General features: G+C 59.7%; 20 protein-coding genes. 10 read left to right on the top strand and 10 right to left on the bottom strand.

Annotated features, from left to right (window positions below; all coding sequences use genetic code 11):
- Positions 1-41 precede the first annotated feature (41 nt).
- The 5 genes from AC1ROR_RS15565 to AC1ROR_RS15545 are packed head-to-tail and all read left to right on the top strand — an operon-like array spanning position 42 to position 4,784.
- On the top strand, positions 42-1,016 hold the full coding sequence (locus AC1ROR_RS15565) for a carbohydrate ABC transporter permease (protein WP_498589945.1): 975 nt from the start codon (positions 42-44) through the stop codon (positions 1,014-1,016).
- Positions 1,013-1,846, top strand: a complete 834-nt coding sequence (locus AC1ROR_RS15560) for a carbohydrate ABC transporter permease (RefSeq protein WP_035220964.1) — start codon at positions 1,013-1,015, stop codon at positions 1,844-1,846. The genes AC1ROR_RS15565 and AC1ROR_RS15560 overlap by 4 nt, the downstream gene beginning before the upstream one ends.
- A gap of 10 nt (positions 1,847-1,856) precedes the next feature.
- Positions 1,857-2,885, top strand: coding sequence for an ABC transporter ATP-binding protein (locus tag AC1ROR_RS15555; RefSeq protein WP_498589944.1), 1,029 nt, complete (start codon positions 1,857-1,859; stop codon positions 2,883-2,885).
- A gap of 57 nt (positions 2,886-2,942) precedes the next feature.
- Entirely contained in the window at positions 2,943-3,728 is a 786-nt protein-coding gene (locus tag AC1ROR_RS15550) for a ThuA domain-containing protein (RefSeq protein ID WP_046801358.1), read from the top strand.
- Positions 3,729-3,734: 6 nt separating this feature from the next.
- Entirely contained in the window at positions 3,735-4,784 is a 1,050-nt protein-coding gene (locus AC1ROR_RS15545) for a Gfo/Idh/MocA family protein (protein WP_498589943.1), read from the top strand.
- 242 nt (positions 4,785-5,026) lie between these two features.
- On the opposite strand, the gene queE is transcribed toward AC1ROR_RS15545, so the two are convergent.
- From queE to queC, 3 genes are read right to left on the bottom strand one after another with little or no spacing between them, the layout of a single operon-like run.
- Positions 5,027-5,782 (bottom strand): 7-carboxy-7-deazaguanine synthase QueE, encoded by a 756-nt coding sequence (queE, locus tag AC1ROR_RS15540; RefSeq protein ID WP_498589942.1) that lies wholly within the window; start codon positions 5,780-5,782, stop codon positions 5,027-5,029.
- A complete protein-coding gene (gene queD, locus AC1ROR_RS15535) occupies positions 5,779-6,135 on the bottom strand; it encodes a 6-carboxytetrahydropterin synthase QueD (RefSeq protein WP_498589941.1) in 357 nt (118 codons plus the stop codon). Before queD ends, queE begins: the two co-directional genes overlap by 4 nt.
- Complete coding sequence (queC, locus tag AC1ROR_RS15530; RefSeq protein WP_498589940.1) at positions 6,135-6,845, bottom strand: 7-cyano-7-deazaguanine synthase QueC; 711 nt, start codon at positions 6,843-6,845, stop codon at positions 6,135-6,137. The genes queD and queC overlap by 1 nt, the downstream gene beginning before the upstream one ends.
- A gap of 223 nt (positions 6,846-7,068) precedes the next feature.
- Here queC and AC1ROR_RS15525 point away from each other — a divergent pair, with 223 nt between their 5' ends.
- Entirely contained in the window at positions 7,069-7,206 is a 138-nt protein-coding gene (locus tag AC1ROR_RS15525; protein WP_498589939.1) for a hypothetical protein, read from the top strand.
- On the top strand, positions 7,199-7,369 hold the full coding sequence (locus tag AC1ROR_RS15520; protein WP_191856065.1) for a hypothetical protein: 171 nt from the start codon (positions 7,199-7,201) through the stop codon (positions 7,367-7,369). Before AC1ROR_RS15525 ends, AC1ROR_RS15520 begins: the two co-directional genes overlap by 8 nt.
- Positions 7,370-7,465: 96 nt before the next feature.
- On the opposite strand, the gene AC1ROR_RS15515 is transcribed toward AC1ROR_RS15520, so the two are convergent.
- The 6 genes from AC1ROR_RS15515 to AC1ROR_RS15490 form a co-directional block, all read right to left on the bottom strand.
- Complete coding sequence (locus AC1ROR_RS15515; RefSeq protein WP_498589938.1) at positions 7,466-8,599, bottom strand: Gfo/Idh/MocA family protein; 1,134 nt, start codon at positions 8,597-8,599, stop codon at positions 7,466-7,468.
- Between the two features lie 23 nt (positions 8,600-8,622).
- Positions 8,623-9,387 (bottom strand): sugar phosphate isomerase/epimerase family protein, encoded by a 765-nt coding sequence (locus tag AC1ROR_RS15510; RefSeq protein WP_498589937.1) that lies wholly within the window; start codon positions 9,385-9,387, stop codon positions 8,623-8,625.
- A 59-nt stretch (positions 9,388-9,446) separates the two neighbouring features.
- The gene (locus tag AC1ROR_RS15505) at positions 9,447-10,535 is read right to left on the bottom strand and encodes an ABC transporter ATP-binding protein (protein ID WP_498589936.1); all 1,089 of its coding nucleotides are present in this window, start codon (positions 10,533-10,535) and stop codon (positions 9,447-9,449) included.
- Positions 10,536-10,540: 5 nt separating this feature from the next.
- Entirely contained in the window at positions 10,541-11,482 is a 942-nt protein-coding gene (locus AC1ROR_RS15500) for a carbohydrate ABC transporter permease (RefSeq protein WP_003525110.1), read from the bottom strand.
- Positions 11,475-12,377 (bottom strand): carbohydrate ABC transporter permease, encoded by a 903-nt coding sequence (locus AC1ROR_RS15495; protein ID WP_142170584.1) that lies wholly within the window; start codon positions 12,375-12,377, stop codon positions 11,475-11,477. Before AC1ROR_RS15495 ends, AC1ROR_RS15500 begins: the two co-directional genes overlap by 8 nt.
- Positions 12,378-12,520: 143 nt before the next feature.
- The gene (locus AC1ROR_RS15490) at positions 12,521-13,753 is read right to left on the bottom strand and encodes an ABC transporter substrate-binding protein (protein WP_498589935.1); all 1,233 of its coding nucleotides are present in this window, start codon (positions 13,751-13,753) and stop codon (positions 12,521-12,523) included.
- A 250-nt stretch (positions 13,754-14,003) separates the two neighbouring features.
- On the opposite strand from AC1ROR_RS15490, the gene AC1ROR_RS15485 reads away from it, so the two are divergent.
- Entirely contained in the window at positions 14,004-14,726 is a 723-nt protein-coding gene (locus tag AC1ROR_RS15485) for a CPBP family glutamic-type intramembrane protease (protein ID WP_498589934.1), read from the top strand.
- 107 nt (positions 14,727-14,833) lie between these two features.
- Here AC1ROR_RS15485 and AC1ROR_RS15480 read toward each other — a convergent pair whose 3' ends face one another.
- Positions 14,834-16,264: a mannose-1-phosphate guanylyltransferase/mannose-6-phosphate isomerase gene (locus tag AC1ROR_RS15480; RefSeq protein ID WP_035220996.1), complete on the bottom strand. Its 1,431-nt coding sequence runs from the start codon at positions 16,262-16,264 to the stop codon at positions 14,834-14,836.
- A gap of 457 nt (positions 16,265-16,721) precedes the next feature.
- Here AC1ROR_RS15480 and AC1ROR_RS15475 point away from each other — a divergent pair, with 457 nt between their 5' ends.
- Both AC1ROR_RS15475 and AC1ROR_RS15470 read left to right on the top strand, forming a co-directional pair.
- Positions 16,722-19,010 (top strand): NADP-dependent malic enzyme, encoded by a 2,289-nt coding sequence (locus tag AC1ROR_RS15475; protein ID WP_035220998.1) that lies wholly within the window; start codon positions 16,722-16,724, stop codon positions 19,008-19,010.
- Positions 19,011-19,410: 400 nt separating this feature from the next.
- A complete protein-coding gene (locus AC1ROR_RS15470; protein ID WP_035221000.1) occupies positions 19,411-20,247 on the top strand; it encodes a transporter substrate-binding domain-containing protein in 837 nt (278 codons plus the stop codon).
- Positions 20,248-20,327: the final 80 nt, after the last annotated feature.

The raw sequence follows: 20,327 nt of genomic DNA, 5'->3' as shown, positions 1-20,327 counted from the left end.
TTGACTGATCGTTTCCCGCGCTCCAACCGCGAGATATCCTCATGAACGACATCGCCCTTCAAAGACCGGTCGTAACATCCCGCGCCGGCTCCGATCTGCAGTCGGAACGTCTGAAATCCGCCTGGCTGTTCCTTGCCCCCACATTTCTGGTGCTGGCGCTGGTGGCCGGCTGGCCGCTGGTGCGCACCGTCTGGTTCAGCCTCACCGACGCCTCGCTCACCAATCTCGAGGGGGCGCAATTTGTCGGCCTCAAGAACTACCTCACCTGGATCACGCTCAGCAGCGGCCGCACCATCTATCGCGGCCTGCTTGCCGATCCCGCCTGGTGGGGCGCGGTTCTCAACACGCTCAAATTCACCATCGTCTCCGTTAGCCTCGAAACGGTACTCGGCCTCATCGTCGCGCTGGTGCTGAATGCCGAATTTAGGGGACGCGGCCTCGTCCGCGCCGCCATTCTCGTGCCCTGGGCCATTCCCACCATCGTTTCGGCGCAGATGTGGGCGTGGATGCTGAACGACCAATTCGGCATATTGAACGACCTGTTCCTCAATCTCGGGCTGATCTCCAGCAAGATCGCCTGGACCGCCAATCCCGAAACCGCGATGGTCGCCGTCTTGATCGTCGACATCTGGAAGACCACGCCCTTCATGGCGCTGCTCATCCTCGCCGGCCTGCAGATGGTGCCGAAGGACATGTATGAGGCGGCCAAGGTGGATGGCATCCACCCCGTCAAGGTGTTCTTCCGCGTCACCCTGCCGATGATCCGCCCGGCCCTGATGGTCGCCGTCATCTTCCGCATGCTGGATGCGCTGCGCGTCTTTGACCTCATCTACATCCTGACGCCAAACAACGCCCAGACCCGCACCATGTCCGTGCTTGCACGCGAGAACCTGTTTGATTTCGACAAGTTCTCCTACGGCGCGGCGGCCTCGACCATGCTGTTCCTCATCATCGCCTCGATCACGGTCATTTATATGTGGCTCGGGCGCGTCAACACCGATGGAGCCGCGCAATGACCCTTACAGATATCGTCAAGACCACGGCCTTTTACGCGCTGGTCGCCGTCATCATCGTCATTTCGGTCTTTCCGTTCTATTACGCGATCCTGACCAGCCTGAAATCGGGAACGGCGCTGTTCCAGATCAACTACTGGCCGCGCGAATTCTCGCTTGCCAATTATAACTTCGTCATTGGCAATGGCAGCTTCCTGCGCAATCTCGGCAACTCGCTGATGGTCGCTTCGTCGGTCGTCGTCTTGTCGCTGTTCCTGGCGGTCACGGCTTCCTATGCACTGGCCCGCGTCCGCTTCCGGGGTCGCGCGCTGCTGCTCCTTACCATCCTGTCGGTCTCGATGTTCCCGCAGATCGCGGTTCTCGCCGGCCTGTTCGAACTGATCCGCTGGGCGGGCATCTTCAACACACCGCTCGCGCTGATCTTTTCCTACATGATCTTCACCCTGCCCTTCACGGTCTGGGTACTGACAACCTTCATGCGCGACCTGCCGATCGAGATCGAGGAAGCCGCGATCGTCGATGGCGCAACGCCCTGGGTCATCATCACCCAAGTGTTCATGCCGCTAATGTGGCCGGCGCTTGTCACGACAGGGCTTCTCGCCTTCATCGCGGCATGGAACGAGTTCCTCTTCGCGCTCACCTTCACCTCATCGAACGAACAGCGCACGGTGCCGGTCGCCATAGCACTCCTGTCGGGCGGTTCGCAGTTCGAAATCCCGTGGGGAACGATCATGGCGGCCTCCGTCATCGTCACCGCTCCGCTCGTCGTCCTCGTTCTGATCTTCCAGCGACGCATCATCTCCGGCCTCACCGCCGGCGGCGTCAAAGGCTAGGAGAAACATCATGACCACCATTCAACTGCGCGATCTTCGCAAATCCTTCGGCGCCTTCGAAGTCATCAAGGGCATCGACATGGACATCCGCTCCGGCGAATTCATGGTTTTCGTCGGCCCCTCGGGCTGCGGCAAGTCCACGCTGCTGCGCCTCATCTGCGGACTTGAGGAAATTTCCAGTGGCACGCTCTCCTTCGACAGCGAGACGGTGAACCGCCTGCCGCCCGCCAAGCGTGGCGTCGCCATGGTGTTCCAGTCCTATGCACTTTATCCGCATATGACCGTGTTCGATAACATGGCCTTTGGCATGAAACTGTCGGGCGCGGACAAGGAACAACGCCGGAACCGCGTCGAAGCGGCGGCCGATATGCTGCAGCTTACGCCCTATCTGGAACGCCTGCCCAAGCAGCTTTCGGGCGGCCAGCGCCAGCGCGTCGCCATCGGCCGCGCCATCGTGCGTGATCCCAAGGTCTTCCTGTTCGACGAGCCGCTCTCCAACCTCGACGCGGCGCTGCGTGTCGCCACGCGTCTCGAAATCGCCAAGCTGCACCGCTCGATGCATGACACGACGATGATCTACGTCACCCATGACCAGGTGGAGGCCATGACGCTGGCCGACCGTATCTGCGTGCTGCGCGATGGCCGCGTCGAGCAGATCGGCACGCCGCTGGAGCTTTACGAAAGCCCGGTCAATACCTTTGTCGCCGGCTTCATCGGCTCACCGAGGATGAATTTCCTCGCCGGCAACTATGCCGAAGCAGAAGGCGCCAAAACCATCGGCGTCCGCCCAGAACACTTCACAATCGTTACCGACGGCAGCGGCTGGAGCGGCGAGATCGTCCATTCGGAAATGCTGGGATCGGACAGCTACGTCTATGTCGAGATCGGCGCCGGCGAACCCGTTGTCGTTCGCGAAGAGGGTGTCACGGGCCGCAAGGCCGGCGAACGCATCGCCATCGCACCGGATGCGGCGCAGATCCACCGTTTCGACGCCGAGGGTCGGGCGCTTGCGCGCAATCCCGCCCGGGGCGCTGCCTGAAGATTCAACTTTCGCCGGGATCACCCAAGGTACCGGCTTTTACCGAGGAGCATGAAAATGACCATCAACACCGTTGTATGGGGCGAAAATATCCACGAACACATCAATGAGACGGTGCGTTCGATCTATCCGAACGGCATGCACAACACCATTGCCGATGCGCTGAACCAGAACCCCGAGATCAACGCCACTACCGCCACGCTGCAGGAGCCGGAACACGGCCTGTCGCAGGAGCGCCTCGACAAGACCGATGTGCTGGTCTGGTGGGGCCACAAGGACCATGGCGCGGTTCAGGACGAGATCGTCGAGCGCGTTGCAAAACGCGTCTGGGAAGGCATGGGTCTGATCGTCCTGCACTCCGGCCATTTCTCCAAGCCGTTCAAGCGCCTGATGGGCACGCCCTGCGCGCTGAAATGGCGTGAGGCGGGTGAACGCGAGCGTCTGTGGACCATCAATCCGCGCCACCCGATCGCCGCCGGTCTGCCGGAACATTTCGAACTGGAAAACGAGGAAATGTATGGCGAGCAGTTCTCCGTGCCGGAGCCTCTGGAAACCGTCTTCATCTCCTGGTTCCAGGGCGGCGAGGTCTTCCGTTCCGGTCTCACCTGGCGTCGTGGTGCGGGCAATATCTTCTATTTCCGCCCCGGCCACGAGACCTATCCGACCTATCATGACGCCAATGTGCAGAAGGTCATCAGCAACTCGGTGAAATGGGCCTATAATCCCGTTGGCGCACTGAAAAGCATTCACGACGCCCCCAATGTTCCCGTCGACAAGGCGCTGGAGCCGATCGAGGAACGCGGCCCCAAGCTGCACAAGGCAGGCGAAGCAGGTTACAGGTAAATAGCCATGAGACTTCTCATTCTCGGAACCGGCGGCATGGCCAACAACCATGCCACTTATTTCTCGCAAATCCCCGGCGTCGAACTGGTCGCGGCGGTGGATGTGGACGATGTGGTGGTGCGCGGCTTTGCGCTCCGCCACAACATTCCGCTCTCCTTCACCTCACTGGATGACGCGATTGCCTGGGGTGAATTCGATGCGGCGGCCAATGTCACGCCGGATGCGATCCACCATCCCACCAGCCTGAAGCTGCTGGCGGCCGGCAAGCACGTCTTCTGCGAAAAGCCGCTGGCGGAAAACTACGCCAAGGCCGCCGAAATGGCCGATGCCGCCGAAAAGGCCGGCCTTGTCGCCATGGTAAACCTCACCTATCGCAATGTCGCACCCTTGCAGGCGGCGCGTGAAATGGTGCTGGCAGGCAAGATCGGCAAGGTGCGGCATCTGGAAGCCTCCTATCTCCAGAGCTGGCTCGTTTCCAAGGCCTGGGGCGACTGGATGACGGAGAGCAAGTGGCTTTGGCGGCTCTCCACCAAGCACGGTTCGAATGGTGTGCTGGGCGATGTCGGCATCCACATTCTCGACTTCGCCTCCTATGGCGCGGGCAGCGATGTGGAGCGCATCTTCACGCGGCTGAAGACCTTCGACAAATATGAAGGCAACAAAATTGGCGTCTACGACCTCGACGCCAATGACAGCTTCACGATGACCGCCGAGCTTGAAAACGGCGCCATGGGCGTCATCCATGCCAGCCGCTGGGCGACGGGTCACCTCAACGAACTTCGCCTGCGCATCCATGGCGACAAGGGCGCATTGGAAGTGATCCACACGCCGGATTATTCCAGCCTGCGCGCCTGCATCGGCGAGGATGTGGAAAAGGCGATCTGGAAGACAATCGATGTCGACCCGGTGCCGACGAATTACGAAAAATTCGCCAGAGCCGTCATGGAAGGCGGCTCCGCCGATCCGGATTTCCGTCATGCGGCCAATCTGCAGAAGGTGCTCGATCTGTCGATCATTGCGGATCGGGAACGGCGCGAGCTGGCCGTTTCGGCTTGATGTGAAAGAACAATACGCGGCACGGCGTTGCCGCGTATTTCTTCTCCCCGCCGGGGAGAAGGTGGCCCGAAGGGTCGGATGAGGGGGCAAGCTCTCCGAATATCGCTGACGTTGCCCCCTCATCCCGCTGCCGCGACCTTCTCCCCGGCGGGGAGAAGAAGCAAGTGGCACCCGCTCGCTCAATCCGCTATGCGCTTTCTCAAAGACGCGGACTACGGCGTGGAATTTCACTCCCGCACAATCTACACGCCGCGCTTATTCCCCCACAACAGCACATGCAGCTGCGGCAGCACCCGGGCGGAAAACCAGCGATCTTCGCTGACCTTGTCCACCAGCCACAACATCCGGTCCATCACCCCATCGATATCCACACGCGCATCGTCATCATCCGGCGGCGGCGGGGTATGGTTGCCGGGCTGGAGATAGACAGGCAGATGCGGAAAACGCGCAGATGCTGCCTTGGCATAGGCGTAATCCGCATCGTCGAACACCACGATCTTCAGCGCCACCTGCGGTCCGTCGCCGGCGGCGGCAAGACAGTCTTCGAAGGCCTGCCAGTCCGTTTCCATGCCGCTTGACGGCGGCTTGGGGCTCAGCACCAGGTGGTCGAGATCGGCAAACCAGTCTTTCGCGATGCTGCCCTGCGTTTCCAGCGCGAAACGATATCCCTCGCCCTGCCCCTTCGCGATCAAGGCCGCGAGCGGTTGAATGGCCGGATTGCCGCCTGAAAGCGAGACCGTCAGCGGCACGCCGCCGGAAAGCCGCCGCACCTCCTGCCAGATCGCCTCGACCGGCATCGGTTTCCACGTGTCGCGATACTCGCTATCGACCGCATGCAACGTATCGCACCAGGAGCAGCGGTAATCGCAGCCGCCGGTACGCACGAAAACGGTTGGCAGACCGATCAGCACGCCTTCGCCCTGAATGGTCGGTCCGAAGATTTCGCTGATGCGGATCGTGGTTTCCTTCGCTGCAATCTTGTGTGCAGCCGCCGTCATGGCCGGTATTCCGCCCAGGTCTTGGCGGTTTCGCTGACCCGCACGGCGCTGGTTTCCGGCAGGCGATCCTTGCACCAGTCGTAGAAATGCTTCGCCAGACATTCCGCCGTCACCCGGTCATGGCCGAGAACGTCGTTCAGGTGGCGATGGTCGAATTGATCGTCGATATAGCGCTTCAGCGGCGCAAGCTCGTGATAGTCGCGCACGAAACCATGTTCGTTAAGCTCTTCGCCCGCAAGCTCGATCTCAACGATGTAATTGTGCCCGTGCAGGCGATTGCACTGGTGATCCGACGGCAGGCTTTTCAACTGGTGCGAGGCGGAGAAGTGAAATTCCTTGGTGATGCGGAACATCAGCGCACCTCCTGCGCCGCATAGGCATGGGTGGCCGCCACCCAGAAATCCGGGTCCTCATAGTCGGTCGGGTCGGTGACGCCCGCCAGATGAAAGGCCTCGCGCCTTTCGACGCAGGTGCCGCAGCGGCCGCAGTGGCGCAAGCCGCCCTTGTAACAGGACCATGTTTCGCCGAAGGGCGTGCCGTATTTCGCACCATCGGTCACAATCGCCGCCTTGGAAACGGTGACATAGGGCGCGAAAAGCTTGACGTCGGCATAACCTTCCAGCGCATGCGCCTGCATGGCGTTGAAGCTTTCGATGAAGCCCGGCCGGCAATCGGGGTAGATGAAGTGATCGCCGCCATGCACGGCAATCGCCACGGCATCCGCCTGCTGCGCGGCAGCCAGCCCGAAAGCGATGGTGAGCATGATGGCGTTGCGGTTCGGCACCACGGTGGAGCGCATGGTCTCCTCCGCATAATGCCCGTCCGGCACCGCAATGTCGTCCGTCAGCGCCGAGCCGGTGAGATGCGCACCGATGGTGCGGATATCGATGACGTGATGCGGCACGCCGAGCCGTTTTGCGCAATCGGCCGCGAAATCCAGCTCCTTCTTGTGGCGCTGGCCATAGTCGAAGGAGACGAGAGCGAGAAGTTCGTGTTCCGCCGCGATTTTATGCGCAAGCGAAACGGAGTCCAATCCGCCGGAGCAGATGACGATGGTTTTCATAATTTGGGATCCCTTGTTTTGACCGGGTGGGCTGCGACCGGATTACGGCGCGGCTTTAAACCAAACCGGACGACTTGTGAAGGGCTTTGCCGAATTCGCAGCAAACCCGCACGATCACAAAATCACCTCGCCATAGCAACAAGACGAAACAATCGGGACATATGGGGGAAACCGGCGCGATCTAGAACGGACTGAAATTTGCTGTTCTTGAAGGGTCTTGCCGATGACGGCGGCTGATACATTTCTGTTTTCGCTGAGCAATCTCAGCTCTCTTGGCACCGGCATCCTGATGGCGATGGCGGGTGTGCTTTATATCACGCTCACCATTCGCGGGCTGATCGCCGCTCTCCGCCATGGATAGAGCACTCGAGCCGAAACGTCACCGGTTCAGGCGCAATCTCACAACCGGCCTCTTCGTCGCCTCTGCAACGCTCGTCACCGCCACCGGCATCGCTTCATTCGTGTTCCTGATCTGGATGGTCAGGACCGTTGCGCGCTGGCTGGGTCTTTTTATCGGCCTGTGAAGTCGAATGAACACGCGACGCTCGCCACTAAATGGCAGAGCGGAAAAGGCCCGGCGAACTGGCAGTGCGCCGGGCCTTTTTTCATTGGCTGTGCGCTCAGCGCAGCAGCGCCTGCGCCTCCTCGATCCCGAGCGCAGCCGGCTGGGTGCAGGTCGTCGTCATTTCGATGAAACGGCCCTCCTCCCCGGATTTGAGGATCGAGGTCATCACATCGATGCCATGCAGGGAGCGATCCAGCGAGCAACGGGCATCGCGGCCTTCCAGAATAGCGATTGCCATATCGGCAAGGCCCGCCGTGCGATAGTTGGCGCGCGGGCCGTTCGGGCTTTCCTGATTGGCAATGCCGAAGGGATGCGCCCAGTCTTCCAGCGGCTGGATATCCTTATCCCGGCCGCTTGCCTCCACCACACCGCCGAAGAAGTTCGGGTCAGGCACGTAGATCGAGCCTTCCGTGCCATAGAGCTCCATATTGGCGTGGCGATGCGACCAGACATCCCAGCTTGCCGAAAGCGTGATCGTCGCGCCGTTCACGAATTCCAGCAGGGCATGGATATTGGTCGGTGTTTCGACAGGAATGATTTCGCCGTTAAGCGGCTGGCTGGTCACCGTACGGGTCGAATTGGCCATGCTGGTCAACGCACCGACGCGCTTCACCGGACCGATGAGGTTGATGAGATTGGCGATGTAATAGGGACCGAGATCGAGGATCGGCCCGCCGCCCTTCAGGAAGAAGAAGCCCGGGTTCGGGTGCCACATTTCCATGCCGGGGCTCATCACATGGCAGGTGCCGGAAGTGATGCGCCCGACCTTGCCGTCATCGATATATTGCCGGGCAAGCTGATGCGCGCCGCCAAGGAAGGTATCCGGCGCGCAGCCGACGGAGAGGTTCTTCTCCCGGGCGATGCGCCGCAGCTCCTCGCCTTCCTCGAGCGAAAGCACCAGCGGCTTTTCCGAATAGACGTGCTTGCCCGCCTCAAGGGCGGCTTTCGACACCGGAAAATGCGCGGCGGGAATGGTGAGGTTCACCACCACATCGATATCCCTGTTGGCGAGCAGTTCCTCGATGGACTGCGCGACAACACCGAATTCTTCCGCCCTCAGCTCCGCCGCATTGCGGTTGAGGTCGGCGCAGGCAAGCACCTTGATGCCCTTGAAGAGCGGTGCCAGCGAGAAATAAGCAGACGAGATATTGCCGCATCCGATGATGCCGACGCCAAGATCCCTGGCCATGATGCAAACTCCGAAATTGAAACTTAGTAGGTTTTGAAAGATGCGATCGAGCGGGTGATCAGCCGGTCGATATCCTTCGGATTGTCGTGCTCGACCACGAAATGTTTTGTGGCGGATTTCGCTTTCAGCGCCGCGACGAGGCCCTTCCAGTCCACTGTACCGTGGCCGACATCGGCCCAGCCGTCCTCATCCGCATTCTCGCCTGCTGGTGCGATGTCCTTCACGTGTACCGCAGTAATGCGTTTGCCATAGCTTTCGATCCATGCGAGCGGATCGGCATTTCCTCTGATAATCCAGGCGATATCCGCCTCCCATTTCAAATCCGGACCACCGGCAAAAATCTGCTCCTGCGGTGTGGAGCCATCGCCAAGCGTCTTGAATTCGAAATCGTGGTTATGCCAGCCGAAGGTCAGTCCTGCATCCACGAAGGGCTTTCCGGCTTCCTGCAGGCGCTTGCCGAAAGCGAACCAGCCTGCGGCATCTGTCGGGCGTTGGTCAGGCATCAGATAAGGGCAATAGATCGCCTCAACACCCAGAACTTTCGCGATGTTCAGCGCCTTTTTCGGATCGCCTTCCAGAAGGTCGAGGCCGAAATGGCCGGTCGGCATGGCAAGGCCATTGGCGTCGAGTTCGGCGCGCAGGCCTTTCAAACCGGCATCATCCAGCGAAGCGTACATCGCGCCATAACCTTCGACATGTTTATAACCCGCCGCCGAAAGCTTCTTCAGAATATCGGAAAAAGGCTGGAAATTACGGGCGCTGTAAAGCTGGAAACCGAGTTCTGTCATTGTCTCCTCCATAGAGATCTGGGTCTTGGGATTGTGTGTGGGGGTAAATCGAAGCTGTTCTAGAGCCGGTCCTCGCTTTGCGCGTCGAACAGTGAGGCCATCGTCATGTCGAGGCCGAGGCGCACCTTGGTGCCGGGTGAAAACCGCCTGTGGCCGCCGACGCGCACGGACATGGTATGCCCGGCATGTTTCAGCCAGATCAGATTGTCGGCGCCCATCGGCTCCTCGATATCGACAATCGCCTCATGCACTTCGCCGCCGACGATATCGGCATCGACGCGCACATGTTCGGGGCGAACGCCCAGAACCACGGCACGGCCGGCGGCGAGCGGCGTTTCCGACTGGTAGCCATCCAGCGCGAAAGTCACGCCATTGGTGGTGAAAACCACCTTTCCGTCCTTCTCGATCAGCTCACCACGCAGGAAATTCATCGACGGCGAGCCGATGAAACCGGCGACGAAGAGGTTTCGCGGCTTGTTGTAGATGGTGACGGGATCGGCCAGCTGCTGGATGACGCCGCTTTTCATGATGGCGATACGGTCCGCCAGCGTCAGCGCCTCGATCTGATCATGCGTCACATAGATCATGGTATTCTTCAGCGACTGGTGCAGCCGCTTGATCTCGACGCGCAGTTCCGAGCGCAGCTTGGCGTCGAGGTTGGAGAGCGGCTCGTCGAACAGGAAAACATCTACATCCCGCACGAGCGCCCGGCCGATGGCCACACGCTGGCGCTGGCCGCCGGAAAGCTCGGCGGGCTTGCGCTTCAGCAGCGGCTCGATCTGCAATATGCCGGCTGCCCTTTTCACACGCCGGACGATTTCCTCTTTCGGTACCTTGGCGACCTGGAGGCCGAAGGACAGGTTCTTCTCCACCGTCATCTGCGGATAAAGCGCATAGGACTGGAACACCATGCCGATGCCGCGATCCTTCGGCTCTTCCCAGGTGACGTTGCGGTCCTTGATGAAGATTTGCCCGTCGGTCGGCTCCAGAAGGCCGGCGATGCAATTGAGCAGGGTCGACTTGCCGCAGCCGGAAGAGCCGAGCAGCACGAGGAATTCGCCGTCGTAAATATCGAGATTGAGGTCTTTCAGCACGGTAACGGCACCGAAGGACAGGGATAGATCGCGGATGGAAACGCTTTTGTTCATATAGCTCAACCTTTTACTGCGCCTGCGGCAATGCCACGGACGAAAAGCCTGCCGGAGACGAAATAAACGATCAGCGGCACGGCACCCGTCAGAAGGGTTGCGGCCATGTTGACGTTGTATTCCTTCACGCCCTGCACGGAGTTGACGATATTATTGAGCTGCACCGTCATCGGGTAATATTCCGGCCGCGTGAACACCACGCCGAACAGGAAGTCGTTCCAGATGCCGGTCACCTGCAGGATCATCGCGACAACGAAGATCGGCAGCGACATGGGCAGCATGATGCGGAAATAGATCTGCCAGAAATTGGCGCCATCGATGCGCGCCGCCTTGAACAATTCTTCCGGCAGAGAGGCGAAGTAGTTACGGAACAGCAGCGTCAGGATCGGCATGCCGAAGATAGTGTGCACGATAACGAGGCCGGTCAGCGTGCCATAGACACCCATTTCGCGCAGCACGATGACGATCGGATAGATCATCACCTGATAGGGTATGAAAGCGCCGATGATGAGGATCGAGAAGAACAGCTCCGACCCCTTGAACTTCCAGTTGGCCATGGCGTAGCCGCTGACGGAAGCGACGACGATCGAAATGACGACGGAAGGAACGAGAATGCGCACGGAGTTCCAGAAGCCGCGCGAAAGTCCGTCGCAGTTCAGGCCCGTGCAGGCATTGGCCCAGGCCTTCACCCAGGGCTCGAAGGTGATTTCCACCGGCGGCGCGAAGATATTGCCAAGCCGGATTTCCGGCATGCCTTTCAGCGAGGTGACGACCATCACGTAAAGCGGCAGCAGATAATAGGCGGCAGCCACGAACAGCGTGCCGTAAAGAATGATGTTGCGGCGGGAAAAGGTCTTCCTCGGCTTCCTGCCGCGCGGGCCGGAAAGGTCTTTGGCAACCGCATCGGTGGCGGCCACGACCGTGTTTAGTGTGCTGATATTAGCCACGCTTCTTGCCTCCGAATTCGAGGTAGGCCCATGGAATGATGATGATCGCGACCGTCAGGAGCATCATTGTCGAGGCGGCGAAGCCCTGCCCCAGATTCTGCGCCTGGAACATGTAGTCATAGACATATTTCGCCGGCACTTCGGACGCGATGCCCGGCCCGCCGCTCGTCTGCGCCACCACCAGATCGTAGACCTTGACGATGCCGCTGGCGATGATGACGAGGGTGGTGATGAAGACAGGCCGCATCATGGGAATGATGATGAGGATATAGGTCTTCCACATGGGAATGCCGTCAACACGCGTCGCCTTCCAGATGTCCTCGTCTATGCCGCGCAGACCCGCCAGCATCAGGCACATGACGAGCCCCGTGCCCTGCCAGAGCGCCGCAATCAGGATGCCGTAGATGACGATCTGCGAATTATAAAGCGGATCGAAGGTGAAGCTTTCCCAGCCCATCGAACGCACCACCGACTGGATGCCGAATTCCGGGTTCAGCAGCCATTGCCAGACAAGGCCGGTAACGATGAAGGACAGTGCGAAGGGATAAAGAAAAATGGTGCGGAAGGTGTTTTCGAACCGGATTTTCTGGTCCATCAGCGCCGCCAGCACGAAGCCGATGACGAGGCTGAAGATGAGCGACAAAACACCGTAGATCGCCAGATTCTGGATGGAAACGATCCAGCGCGGCGCGGCCCACAGACGTTCATATTGGTCAAAACCGATGAAGCTTGCCCGCGGCAGAAGTTTTGAATTGGTGAAGGAATAAACCACCGTCCAGATCGTCCCACCGAGGAAGATCACCATAGCGGTCAAGATCATGGGAATGGAGGCAATCTTGGAATTGAGATTGCGAAAAAGCTGATTTGGACGCCTGGAGCGCGTTTGACCTGCCATGTCACCTCCTCCTGTAACGTTACAGTAAACGGTCAGGCAAAAGCCTTACCGCATGAACCCTCTGCCCGCACTGGTGATTATCGCACGGACCGGACGTTGGAGCGGGGAGCGGCGAACCGCTCCCCGACCCGGAGAGATCACAATCAGTCAGCGGAACCGATGAGGTCCGCAAAGCGCTTCTGGCCGTCTGCCGCCGACATCGAGCCGGCGAAGAATTCGGCCATCAGGTCCTCCTTCTGTTTCTGCGTATCGGCAGAAATCAGCTGGTCGGTACTGGTGAGCGCATTGCCCTTCGCCAGAATTGCCAGGCCCTTCTTCATGCAGTCATTGGCGGCGTTGAGATCGACGTCGCCACGGATCGGCAGCGAGCCTTTCTTCAGGTTGAAGGCGACCTGTGTTTTCGGATCGACGATGGTTTCAGCCAGCACGTCCTGCGCCTTGGTTTTCGCCTCGTCCTTCAGGACCGGGAAATAAAAGGCATCGCCGCCGGTGGTGATATAGTCATTGAGGCCGAGACCCGGCAGGCAGGAATAATCCGTACCGGCCTTCTGGTTTGCAAGCTGGAACTCACCCTGCGCCCAGTCACCCATGATCTGGCCGCCGGCCTTGCCGGTTATGACCAGGTTGGTCGCCTGGTTCCAGTCCTGCACATTGGTGCCCTTGGCCATGTCACGGGCCTCGACGGCCGCCGCGAAAATCTTCGCCATCTCAGGCCCGGCTACCGCTTCGGCATCCTTGTCGCCATAGACTTTCTGGTAGAGATCCTTGCCGCCAATCGAAAGCGTCAGCGTGTCAAACAGGCCGTTGGCCTGCCATGCCTGCCCGCCAAGGGCGAGCGGCTGGATGCCGGCCTTTTTCAGCGCCGGTGCGGCTGCAACGAATTCCGTCCAGTTCTTCGGAACCTCGACACCCGCCTTCTTGAAGGCTTCGTTGGAAAGCCACAGCCATTGCCAGGAATGAATGTTGACCGGCGCGCAATAGATCTTGCCGTCGATAGTGCAGCTATCGAGCAGGCTTGCCGGCTTGATGACCTCTTTCCACTTGCCCTTTTCGGCAACGTCGGAAAGGTCGCGCATCAGGCCGGCCTGCACCAGCTCTTCCGCCTGCCGGCCGTGGTTGAATTGGGTGGCGCCCATCGGGTCACCGCCGGTGATGCGGCTGATCATGATCGGACGGGCCGTGCCGCCCGAACCGGCAATGGCGCCATCAACCCATTTATTGCCGGTGGCGTCGAAAGCCTTGGCAAGCTCGGCAACAGCGGCGGCTTCGCCACCCGATGTCCACCAATGGGTCACCTCAAGATCGGTGGCCCCGGCCATGCCCGCCGGAATCATGACACTGGCCAAAAAGGCCGCAGAAATAACACGCATTCGCATGAGTCTCCTCCCTCACTGAAACGTTGCAGTTGGAACGTATGCGAAGATTTTTGATTAGGCAACCGCCTAAGATACGAATCTCGCCAGCGCTCCCAAGGGTATTTCAAACGGCCGCAATCCATACTGAACAGCCGGCCAGGAGACGTGGTGAGATGGCGTAACCCACAGGTAATGCAGGCCTTTTACAACGCTTCAGAACCCGGCTCCGCTCTCGGCGCAAACCCCACGGGATAGACAGGTGAAGGCGACAATGAAAGCTTGGCACATTCTTTTGATCATCGGATTGGCGGGTGTCGCATCGCTCCTGCTGGTACCGGTTGAGCAACTTGCACCGGGACAGCAGCTATCTTTTCAAATACGCCTGCTGATGCTCATCCAGCCCGCGATGCTGACCGTTGCAGCGGTGGCGATTGGTCAAGCCCTGGCCGGCAAGGCAGGGCTCGGCGCACCACTGATCCATGCCCTTGTCGAAGGAAGCAGCATGCGCGCCGTGCTGCAAAGACAGGCGATGCCCGCGCTTCTGGCGGGCCTCGCCATCGGTTTGCTGATGATTACCTATTCGGCAGCGGTCCTTCCCGCGGTTACGGATGCATCGACCCGGACAATGATGGCCGCCTTTCCCGTTCCACTGACGACACGGATTCTCTACGGTGGAATCACGGAAGAGATTTTGACCCGATGGGGCCTGATGTCGTTTTTCGCATGGGTGCTCTGGCGCGTCACGGGAAGGGGCCGGGCAGGTCCGGCCCTGATGTGGACCGCTATCCTTCTGGCGGCAGCCCTTTTCGCCGCCGGCCACCTGCCACTCTTGTTTGCCGTAGCTACCGATCCGCAGCGATCACTGATCGCCGCGATTCTGCTCGCAAATTTTATCCCCGGCCTGTTGTTCGGTTGGCTTTTCTGGCGGCGGGGGCTTGAGGCGGCCATGCTTTCCCATGCCTTCGCCCATGGCGTGAACGCGCTGGCCTCCTGAGCCGCCGCGATCCCATCAGTCGCGGTCAGAAATCTTTCGGCACCAGATTGCGACACGGGCGAAGGCCCGTCTCGCCCCATGATGCCGCCTGCCTCCGCGCCACAATCCTACTGTCGCTTGTAATCATCCTCGATACGGATGACGTCGTCCTCGCCAATATAGGCTCCGGTCTGGATTTCGACCAGTTCGAGCGGGATCTGCCCTTCATTGGCAAGCCGGTGCGGCTGGCCGATCGGAATATAGACGGATTGGTTTTCCGTCAGCAGCCGGGTCTCCTCGCCAATCGTCACCGTCGCCGTTCCCTTCACGATGATCCAGTGCTCGGAACGATGATAGTGTTTCTGGAAAGAGATGCGGTGGCCGGGATCGACCGTGATATGGCCGACACGATAACGCTCATCGACATACATATGCTCGATATAACCCCACGGACGATAAACACGCTTGTGGCTTTGCGTTCTCGGCGCATGTTCGCCGTCCTTCAGCGTCTCCACCAGCCCCTTCACATCCTGTACCCGGTTTTTCGGCACGACCAGAACCGCGTCCTTGGTGGCCACTACCACCAGGTCCTTGGCGCCCACCACCGTCGTCAGCAATTGCGTGGAATGGATGAGGCAGCCTTCGGAATCGATGAAAACGCCATCGCCTTCCAGCGCATTGTCGTTACCGCGCTTGTCGGCGATCTCCCAGATCGCGTCCCAGCTGCCAATATCCGACCAGCGAAAATGGCCATGCACCACGGCCATGCGCTTGGTCTTCTCGATCACGGCATAGTCGATGGAGTTCTTCGGGGAAGCCTCGAAACTTGCCTGATGCAGACGCACGAAACCGAGGTCGCTTTCATATTGTTCAACCGCCTGCGTCACCGCCGCAAGAATCTCCGGTGCGAAGGCCTTCAACTCGGCGATCATCACATCGGAGCGGAACAGGAAGTTGCCGGAGTTCCAGAGATAGCCCTTTTCCAGATAGGAAATCGCAGTCTTCACGTCAGGCTTTTCCACGAAGGCCTCGACGGTGCTCAAATCTTCTTCGCCATCGATCGCCTCACCCGGCTTGATATAGCCATAAGAGGTACGCGGTTCCGTCGGCACCAGGCCGAAAACGACGATATTGCCCTGATCGGCAGCCTTGGCGCCAAGCTTCACGGCGTCGGAAAATTTATCGGCATCCAGCACCACATGGTCAGCGGCAAGCGCCAGCACCAGACATCCGGGCTCGCGGCGCTCAGCCAGCACGGCGGCGGCGGCCATGGCGGCGGCGCTGTCGCGGCGGGCGGGCTCCAGCACCACCGTTGCCGGCAGATCAATCTCTTCCGCCTGGCGGCGGGCGAAGAAGCGGAAATCCTCGTTGGTGATCACCAGCGGCTCGGAATAAAGCGTCTTGTCACCCACCCGAGTCAATGTCTGCTGATAGGTCGAAAGATTGCCGACCAGCGGCTGGAACTGCTTGGGTAACTGATCACGCGATACCGGCCAAAGCCGAGATCCCGCCCCGCCAGCAAGAAGAACCGGTGTGATCTTTCGAGAATGTGCGCTCACAACAAAACCTTTCCAAATCTAAAAAATTCCCGGCGCGCCGGACAATATACATATTTGCCAATGCTGCCATCATCGGTTCACGGGCGGATAAGCGCAAGCTCATAAGTTCGCCTTGTGAAAGCTTGGTGAACAAGCGGAAGGACATGTTGATTGTTGGCGGCCCCATTTCGCTAACGCGGCGTGGTACGCGAGGTTCCACGGAACCCGGCACGAAAAAAACCTTCGGAAATCGCAGGAATCTGCCCATCTCGAAAACCACACGGATGGCCGAGCCATGGCGCATCAGGTGTGCGGCACCCGCCAACTAAACAAATTAATCGATTGAATCGGCCGCAAATTTCATCACGCTTAAATTTGCTGCACTGAACAACATTCAAGGCTTGGCAGGGGCGCGAAAAATACAATAACAACGGCGGATATTTTTACATTGTTATCGACACGAAAGCGCGCTCAGCCCATGTCCGACACGACGAAACCCGCCAGCACCAGAACATCGGTTACGGATCAGGAAGCCCTGGATTTCCACGCGGAAGGCCGGCCGGGGAAACTGGAAATCACCCCGACCAAGCCGATGGCGACGCAGCGGGACCTGTCGCTTGCCTATTCGCCAGGCGTGGCCGTGCCGGTGAAAGCCATCGCCGAAAATCCGGCAACCGCTTACGATTATACAACGCGCGGCAACATGGTTGCGGTCATCTCCAACGGCACAGCCATCCTCGGTCTCGGCAATCTCGGCGCGCTTGCTTCAAAGCCGGTCATGGAAGGCAAATCTGTTCTCTTCAAGCGTTTCGCCGATGTCGATTCCATCGATCTCGAGGTCGATACCGAAGACGCCGATGAGTTCATCAATTGCGTGCGTTACCTTGGCCCCTCCTTCGGTGGCATCAATCTGGAAGACATCAAGGCGCCGGAATGTTTCATCATCGAAAGCCGCCTGCGCGAGCTGATGGACATTCCCGTTTTCCATGACGACCAGCACGGCACCGCCATCATCGCCGCCGCCGGCCTCATCAACGCCATCGAACTGACGGGCCGCGACTTCAAGACGACCAAGCTGGTCTGCAACGGCGCGGGTGCGGCGGCAATCGCCTGCATGGACCTCATCAAGGCCATGGGGTTCAACCCTGAAAACATCACGCTCTGCGATACCAAGGGCGTGATCTATCAGGGCCGTACCGAAGGCATGAACCAGTGGAAATCCGCGCACGCGGTGAAAACCAGCAACCGCACGCTGGCGGAAGCCATGAAGGGCGCGGATGTCGTATTCGGCCTCTCCCAGAAGGGAGCTTTCAGCGAAGAGATGATCCGTTCCATGGCGCCGAAGCCGATCATCTTCGCCATGGCCAATCCGGACCCGGAAATCACCCCCGAGGAAGTGTCGCGCATCCGTGACGACGCCATCATGGCAACCGGACGTTCGGACTACCCAAACCAGGTCAACAATGTCCTCGGCTTCCCCTATATCTTCCGCGGCGCGCTCGATGTCCGCGCCAGCCAGATCAACGACGCGATGAAGATCGCGGCGGCACAGGCGCTGGCCGATCTTGCCCGCGAAGACGTGCCTGACGATGTGGCCGCCGCCTATCAGGGCAACCGCCCGCGCTTCGGATCGCAATATATCATTCCGGTTCCCTTCGATCCGCGCCTGATCTCGGCCATTCCGGTGGCCGTGGCGAAAGCCGCCATCGAAACCGGCGTCGCCCGCCGTGAACTGCCCGATCTCGACGCTTACGCCCGCGAGCTTTCCGCCCGCCGCGACCCGATGGCCTCAACGACGCAACGCCTTTACGAGCGGGTGCGCCGCTCGCCGAAGCGGGTCGTTTTTGCGGAAGCCGAAGAAGAACAGGTCATGCGCGCGGCGATTTCCTTCACCGCGCAGGGCCTCGGCACCGCCATCCTGCTCGGCCGTGATGATATCATCAAGGCCAATGCGGAACGCGCCGGTATCGATCTCGACCGCGCCAATATCGAGATCACCAATGCGCGCCTTTCCAGCCGCGTCGATGCCTATGTAGATTATCTCTATGCGCGTCTGCAGCGCGGCGGTTTCCTGCTGCGCGACGTACAGCGTCTGGTCCACAATGACCGCAACCATTTCGCCGCCTGCATGGTGGCTATGGGCGATGCGGACGCCGTGGTCACCGGCGTTACCCGCAATTATTCGACGGCGCTGGAGGATATCCGCCGCTGCATCAACACCAAACCCGGCCATCGCGTCATCGGCGTATCGCTTGTTGTCTCGCGCAACCGCACCGTCTTCGTGGCCGATACCGCAGTGCACGACATGCCGAACGCGGAAGATCTTGCCGATATCGCCGAAGAAGCAGCCGGCCTCGCTCGCCGTTTCGGTTACGAACCGCGCGTTGCCATGCTCGCCTATTCCACCTTCGGCCAGCCGACCGGCGAACGCTCCGACAAGGTGCGCGAGGCGGTGAAAATCCTCGACCGGCGCAACGTCAATTTCGAGGTCGACGGCGAAATGTCGGCCGATGTGGCACTGAACCATCACCGCATGCAGAGCCAGTATCCCTTCGCCCGGCTTTCAGGCCCGGCCAATGTGCTGGTCATGCCCGCCATTCATTCCGCCTCCATCTCCACCAAGATGCTGCAGGAACTGGGCGGCGCAACCGTCATCGGCCCGCTTCTCGTCGGCCTCGATAAATCGGTGCAGATCACCTCGATGGGTGCGAAGGACAGCGATATCGTCAACATGGCGGCAATAGCGGCCTATAACGCCGGACGATAAGCACAGGGCGTGCGGCCGGCTTCTTCTCCCCGCCGGGGAGAAGATGGCCCGAAGGGTCAGATGAGGGGGCAAGCTCTCCGCATATCTCTACCCTCACCCCCTCATCCCGCTGCCGCGACCTTCTCCCCGACGGGGAGAAGAGACAAGCCGGATGTGCTCGCTCCACATGTGGCCATCCGGCCCTCAGCGACATCCGGACTACTCTCCCGCCCCTGACAGGCAGGCACGCAGCGACGGAGGAAAGAACAGGATTCTACGATTCCAAATTATTAGGATAATTTTTCTTCCTAAAAGATTTATTGGAACCGGATTTTATTCATACTATTTTTCACGCAATGCCAATTCTCGCTCTTGGCGGGTGCCTCATGTAGTTTCCACCTACAATCAAAAGGAAATACCCATGGCCCTCTCTTTCTCCAGATTTGCCGCAAAACTCATTGCCGGAACCGTTGTCATCGCTTCGATGGCCACCGCCGCTCACGCGGATGCAACGCTCGACCGCATCAAGGGTCGCGGCAAGCTCACCGTTGGCGTCATCCTGTCCGGCGCGCCTTTCGGTTTCATCGATCCGAAGACGCAGGAGCAGAAGGGTCTCAACATCGACGTCGCCAAGGCGCTGGCCGCCGGCCTCGGTGTCGAGCTGGTCACCGAAACCGTGACCCCGCCCAACCGCGTGCAGTTCCTGCAGCAGGGCAAGGTCGATATTCTGATCGCCAACATGCAGTACACGGAAGAACGCGCCAAAACGCTCGATTACGTACCGACCCCCTATGACCGCCAGGGTGGCGCCGCCATCGGCCGCAAGGACAGTGGCATCAAGGACTGGCCGGACCTGAAGGGCAAGATCGCCTGCGTTTCGCAAGGCTCCAACTACACCCAGCCGCTGATCGAACAATATGGCGCGCAGGTTAAAGCGCTGCCGAGCCAGCCGGAATCGCTACTGGCGCTCAAGGGCGGCAATTGCGACGTCTCCGTTCACGTCAACGGCACGCTCAGCCTGATGCTTCAGGACCGCGCCGATGAGTGGAAGGATTACGGCATCCTCATCCCCACCGACCTGATCCCGTCTGATTCCGTGATCTGGCTGCGCAAGGGCGAAAGCGACACGCAAGCCGCTCTCGACAAGATCGTCAAGGAACTGCACGCCTCCGGCAAGATGCTCGAATTCGCCAAGGCCAACCGTCTGCCGAGCATCGGCTATATGGAAGAGCAGCAGAAGAAGCTTTCGGCGCAATAAGACAGGCGCAGGGTCTCTCCGTTCCTTGCATGTCCTCACCGCAGGGTGAGGATGATGCCGAACAGGCGGAGTGATTTCCT

It is taken from the genome of Agrobacterium sp. GW821-FHT14E08 (assembly GCF_058803865.1).
This window is presented reverse-complemented; position numbering and strand designations above follow the sequence as displayed.

Bases quoted from the DNA above. Each gene is read 5' to 3' on its own strand.
- AC1ROR_RS15565 (WP_498589945.1), top strand. From the start codon at position 42: ATGAACGACATCGCCCTTCAAAGACCGGTCGTAACATCCCGCGCCGGC.
- AC1ROR_RS15560 (WP_035220964.1), top strand. From the start codon at position 1,013: ATGACCCTTACAGATATCGTCAAGACCACGGCCTTTTACGCGCTGGTC.
- AC1ROR_RS15555 (WP_498589944.1), top strand. From the start codon at position 1,857: ATGACCACCATTCAACTGCGCGATCTTCGCAAATCCTTCGGCGCCTTC.
- AC1ROR_RS15550 (WP_046801358.1), top strand. From the start codon at position 2,943: ATGACCATCAACACCGTTGTATGGGGCGAAAATATCCACGAACACATC.
- AC1ROR_RS15545 (WP_498589943.1), top strand. From the start codon at position 3,735: ATGAGACTTCTCATTCTCGGAACCGGCGGCATGGCCAACAACCATGCC.
- queE (WP_498589942.1), bottom strand. From the start codon at position 5,782: ATGACGGCGGCTGCACACAAGATTGCAGCGAAGGAAACCACGATCCGC.
- queD (WP_498589941.1), bottom strand. From the start codon at position 6,135: ATGTTCCGCATCACCAAGGAATTTCACTTCTCCGCCTCGCACCAGTTG.
- queC (WP_498589940.1), bottom strand. From the start codon at position 6,845: ATGAAAACCATCGTCATCTGCTCCGGCGGATTGGACTCCGTTTCGCTT.
- AC1ROR_RS15525 (WP_498589939.1), top strand. From the start codon at position 7,069: ATGACGGCGGCTGATACATTTCTGTTTTCGCTGAGCAATCTCAGCTCT.
- AC1ROR_RS15520 (WP_191856065.1), top strand. From the start codon at position 7,199: ATGGATAGAGCACTCGAGCCGAAACGTCACCGGTTCAGGCGCAATCTC.
- AC1ROR_RS15515 (WP_498589938.1), bottom strand. From the start codon at position 8,599: ATGGCCAGGGATCTTGGCGTCGGCATCATCGGATGCGGCAATATCTCG.
- AC1ROR_RS15510 (WP_498589937.1), bottom strand. From the start codon at position 9,387: ATGACAGAACTCGGTTTCCAGCTTTACAGCGCCCGTAATTTCCAGCCT.
- AC1ROR_RS15505 (WP_498589936.1), bottom strand. From the start codon at position 10,535: ATGAACAAAAGCGTTTCCATCCGCGATCTATCCCTGTCCTTCGGTGCC.
- AC1ROR_RS15495 (WP_142170584.1), bottom strand. From the start codon at position 12,377: ATGGCAGGTCAAACGCGCTCCAGGCGTCCAAATCAGCTTTTTCGCAAT.
- AC1ROR_RS15490 (WP_498589935.1), bottom strand. From the start codon at position 13,753: ATGCGAATGCGTGTTATTTCTGCGGCCTTTTTGGCCAGTGTCATGATT.
- AC1ROR_RS15485 (WP_498589934.1), top strand. From the start codon at position 14,004: ATGAAAGCTTGGCACATTCTTTTGATCATCGGATTGGCGGGTGTCGCA.
- AC1ROR_RS15475 (WP_035220998.1), top strand. From the start codon at position 16,722: ATGTCCGACACGACGAAACCCGCCAGCACCAGAACATCGGTTACGGAT.
- AC1ROR_RS15470 (WP_035221000.1), top strand. From the start codon at position 19,411: ATGGCCCTCTCTTTCTCCAGATTTGCCGCAAAACTCATTGCCGGAACC.